Below are 4617 nucleotides of genomic sequence, written 5' to 3' on the forward strand. Positions count from 1 at the left end.
CTAGGGACGTTGTTTTTGATCATAATGGACATTATAAAGTGAAATGGAATAGTTAGGATAATACCCAAAATATGAGGTAAAGCAAGAAATCATAAGACTGCAAAACATTTCTTTTTGAAAGTTTTGCAGTCTGTTTCTATTTATAGGAGAGATCATATACAATAAGAAATAATTTAAAGCCCTTTTCTTCTTGCAGGGAATCTGGTCATGTATAGCAGTGCAAAAATAAACCTTACATATAAATTTATCTATTATACGATTATTTGTTTTAGTACTTAACTTATTTATATTCTCTTTAACGGTGCAGTTTTTACCTTGATTTAGAATTTTGATTACTGCTTCTTTATTATTTGGTATTGGAGTCATTATAATTTATCTTCAGAAGAATAAGGGATATGTAATAACCGCAACGAGAAAATTAATTCCATTTCTTGCTTCAATCTGTTCAATTTGTATTGTATCCTCATATATCACCGATTTTTCTGTTATAATAGCTCTTGCAGTCAATTTTGGAATGGTTATCATAACAATTGTATTTTTACTACAAGATTTTTTTAAGTTTAGTAGAAATTGATTATAGTATTAATAATTGGTAACAAGGTCCCTGTTGATAGCAATGGAGACTTATATTATCTAAAAAAACATTCCACTCCTATAATCAAAATTTTAAAGCTTCGATATTTAATCCTCCAAGTCTTGTAAATATACGGTATTCTCCTTTTAAGTATATCACCTGAATTGTATAATTATTTTTCATGACTTTTTTGTGAATGTATGACTATGGCACTTGACTTAGGATAAATATATTGTTAATTATTATATTTACATAAAAGGTTATTATAAGTATTTTGAGCATGAGAAATGCTTTTACATTAGTATAAAAGAACAGTGAGGGTTCTGGTTATGAAAAAAAGAATTGTAATTGTAGAAGATGAAGAGAATATTAGAGAAATATGTAAACGGTATTTAGAGAGAGAAGGGTATGAAGTATATACAGCTGAAAATGGAACAGAAGGCTGGGATGTATTTCAACAATATCAACCAGATTTAATTATTTTAGATTTAATGATGCCAAAAAAAGATGGTTGGGAACTATGTGAGGAAATTCGTCAACAATCTAATGTTCCTATTATTATGTTAACTGCTAGGGGAGAGGAAAGGGATCGAATTTTAGGCTTAACAATGGGAGCAGATGATTATGTGACAAAGCCGTTTTCACCTCGCGAATTAGTATTAAGGGTTCAAATTATATTAAGAAGAGGAAATCAGCCAGTAGTGCAAACGAAAGAACCAGAACCAGAACTAGAATTTGAATCTGAATTAGAAGTGATAGAGTTTCCAGATTTGGGGATTTATCCATCAAAGAGATGTGTGTTTGTTTGTGGGAATGAGGTTGAGTTAACAGTTAAAGAGTTTGAAGTACTTTATACGATGGCAAAACATCCAAAACAAGTATTTTCTCGGTCGCAGCTTCTTGAACAAATTTGGGAGTTTGAATATGAAGGGTATACCAATACAGTAACGGTATTAATGAGTCGTTTACGTGAAAAATTAGATAAGTATACGACAAAGAATCGTTGGATTCATACAGTTTGGGGCATAGGGTATCGCTTTGATCCAAATGGAGGAAATGAAACATGAAATTACGTTATCAATTGTTATTGATGAATTTATTAAGCATGAGTATTATGGTCATTGCGATATGGTACAGTGATACGAGAATGTTACTTAAACCGGAACAAACTCGGTTATTAACAGGAGTTGCGATTGTAGCAATGCTTCTGTCAACTTTTATTTATTGGCTATTAACACGTCCGATTATCAGATCCATTCAAAATTTAATTGCATTAACACAACAATTTGGTAATAGACATTTTGAAACGATGTATATAATTGGACAGGAACCACAAGAATTTAAAGAACTTGCAACAGCTTTTCAGAAGATGGCGAAAAAGTTAGAAGAAGGGTTTACGAAGTTAGAAGAAGGGGAAAAAGCGCGTACAGAGCTGATTGCAAATATTTCACACGACTTACGAACACCTATAGCTAGCATACAATTGATGATAGAAGCACTACAAGATGATGTAATTGAAGACCTTGACATGAAAAAGCAGTACTTAGCGACTATATTACAGGAAATGCAAAGACTAAATGGCTTAATTAATAATTTATTTGATCTTTCTAAGTTAGAACTTGGGCAAGAAGAGTTTTATCCAAGCTTAACGCATGTCGACAGAGTGTTAATAGACGTACTAGATTCACATTCTATCTTGGTTGAGGAAAAACAGATGCATTTAGACGTACATGTTTCAGATACATTGCCTCGGCTTTGGATCATGCCATGTAAAATAGTACGTGTGATTAGTAACTTGTTACATAATGCAATCCGATATTCTCCTGCATCTTCTACAATTGAGTTGATTGTGCAGGAAAATAAGCAGAAACAACATGTTCAATTTATTGTGCGTGATGAAGGAGAAGGCATCTCATACAATGATCAATTACGCATATTTGAGCGCTTTTATAGAACGGATCAGTCCAGAAGTTCACAATCTGGCGGATCAGGGCTTGGATTAGCTATTGCGAAATCATTAGTTGAAATGCATAAAGGAGACATTGGGGTGCGAGATCGTTCAGATGGGAAACAAGGAAGTGAATTTTGGTTTACACTTCCTATTACATCGGAAAAGAAATAAGACTGCTGAAAGACTTTTGTAATAGTTATGTTATCGAAATGAGAGATTTCCTTGTTAATATATAAGTGTTAGAGGAGGGAATTTAATTTATGAAAAGAAAATATATATTTCTTATAGGAGCATTTCTAATTATTGGAGGGATATTGTGGTCTTTGTTTCGCCCAGAGAAATTATTTATTGATAAGAAAGTAAATGAAGCATTACCGCAAGCTGAAATGAAGTCAAAAGAAATAAAGCAACAACACCTAATAAGTGAGGGTCAGTTTCAAAGCGGTGTTCATGAAACGACAGGAACCGCAACAATCTATCAATTAGCTGATGGAAAACGTATTTTACGCCTTACTCATTTTTCAACTTCTAATGGCCCGGACGTTCGTGTTGTGTTGGTCCCTACGAAGCAATTGAAAAATAATGAGGACGTTAAAAATTATAAATATATTGAATTAGGAAAATTAAAGGGCAACAAAGGCGATCAAAACTATGAAATTCCTGATGAAATAGATATAAGTGCATACGGAGCAGTTTCTGTATGGTGTAAGAGATTTAATGAAAACTTTGGTGCAGCTTATTTTGCAAAATAAGAAATAATAAAAACAGGTGATAGAGTTGAAATCTATCACCTGTTTTTGTGTTTTGCATATATGCAAGTTAAAAAAACGACATAAAAACCCCTTTCTTTTAGAGGAGGACAAGAGCATTTGGCTGTGCATAGAAGCGGTCAGGTCCTTTTCCTGCCACATGAGAGGTTTACAAACAAAGGGAGCAAGCAAGTAAAGGTCATGTTGTATTCTGCATAGCAACGATTTATATGTCGAAAAATTAAAATGGATTTATATAGAATGGGATCTGGATTATGAATCTTTTTAAATTAAAAATATAGCAAGCCAATGAAATGAATGATGTACAGTTTGTATCTTCTTATAATAGTAGAGTTTAATGATTTACGGTAAGGGGGTTACATCATCTTAAAATTAAAGTATTTAGTGTTCTCAAAACGAAGAAAACGAGCTGCATTCCTATAAATAACTGTAGCGAAGCAGAAGTATTGCTTGCCAATTCGATTCTTTGAGACTGAATAAAAATAGCTATTTTTACTCAATTGAAATCATGCTATGAAGCGTTGAGAATTCTTTACTGTACAAAAATGACTACCATTAAAAAATAAAACATAATTAAATTTGTATAATATCGGAGGTGTAACAAAATGAAACAAATACATCTAAGATTATCTCTCATACAATTAGTTCTGTTAGTACTGAACTTATTTATATTTTTTTCAGCCCTGCCATTTCTACCTTGGTTTGTTGAAAATGCTTTGGGATGGTTAGGTATATTGGCTACCACTCCTTTATTGTTAATTATCGGTAGAATACTTCCCAAACTTAAGGAATACGAGGGGCATGGCATAACAAGACAGGTTGTTCCATTTATTGCATCAATTGTTTCACTTTGTATCATGTTATCACCTACTACGGAATTATTGACTATAATAGCTCTTGCAGTTAATGGTTTCATGGCTATCATAACAATTGCATTTTTGTTGCAAGATTTCCATAGACTGAATAAAAAATATAAGTTCATAAGGTTTATTAGTTAATATCTTAAGTATTTTGCTGTTAAAATATTTGTTTTACTTATAAGAGAAGACGGAGCAATCGTAACGGAGAGTATAAAGTATTTTTAGATATATGTATCCTCAACAAGAAACAAAGGCTTTTGTAGATAGCTTGTTTGTTTTACTAACCTTACAGAACTGTCATCTTTATGTAAGGTTATTAGATAGTTCATATAGTATTTCAATGTAATAATAAAGATATAAGAAGTCATAATAAATTTTTTAGAGGTGAACATCATGAAAGGGAATCATATCTTATCTTCTTTGAGTTATTTTAGTTACTTTTTTGCACCAATCATATTACCA

4 protein-coding genes are annotated in these 4617 nt (G+C 32.1%); all 4 read left to right on the forward strand.

The genetic code is table 11. The features are described from left to right. Positions 1-903 precede the first annotated feature (903 nt). Positions 904-1641, forward strand: a complete 738-nt coding sequence (locus V7024_RS16230; RefSeq protein WP_335521768.1) for a response regulator transcription factor — start codon at positions 904-906, stop codon at positions 1639-1641. Then, on the forward strand, positions 1638-2696 hold the full coding sequence (locus V7024_RS16235) for a sensor histidine kinase (protein WP_335521771.1): 1059 nt from the start codon (positions 1638-1640) through the stop codon (positions 2694-2696). The genes V7024_RS16230 and V7024_RS16235 overlap by 4 nt, the downstream gene beginning before the upstream one ends. An 89-nt stretch (positions 2697-2785) precedes the next feature. Beyond that, positions 2786-3277, forward strand: coding sequence for a DM13 domain-containing protein (locus V7024_RS16240; RefSeq protein WP_335521773.1), 492 nt, complete (start codon positions 2786-2788; stop codon positions 3275-3277). Positions 3278-3900: 623 nt separating this feature from the next. Further along, positions 3901-4293 (forward strand): hypothetical protein, encoded by a 393-nt coding sequence (locus tag V7024_RS16245; protein ID WP_335521775.1) that lies wholly within the window; start codon positions 3901-3903, stop codon positions 4291-4293. The last annotated feature ends 324 nt before the right edge of the window (positions 4294-4617 follow it).

This window comes from Bacillus sp. JJ864, assembly GCF_036963045.1.
Classification (GTDB): Bacteria; Bacillota; Bacilli; order Bacillales; family Bacillaceae_G; genus Bacillus_A; species Bacillus_A pseudomycoides_C.

What these genes read in the sequence shown, in the direction of transcription:
- V7024_RS16230 (WP_335521768.1), top strand. Translation starts at nt 904, where the DNA reads ATGAAAAAAAGAATTGTAATTGTAGAAGATGAAGAGAATATTAGAGAA.
- V7024_RS16235 (WP_335521771.1), top strand. Translation starts at nt 1,638, where the DNA reads ATGAAATTACGTTATCAATTGTTATTGATGAATTTATTAAGCATGAGT.
- V7024_RS16240 (WP_335521773.1), top strand. Translation starts at nt 2,786, where the DNA reads ATGAAAAGAAAATATATATTTCTTATAGGAGCATTTCTAATTATTGGA.
- V7024_RS16245 (WP_335521775.1), top strand. Translation starts at nt 3,901, where the DNA reads ATGAAACAAATACATCTAAGATTATCTCTCATACAATTAGTTCTGTTA.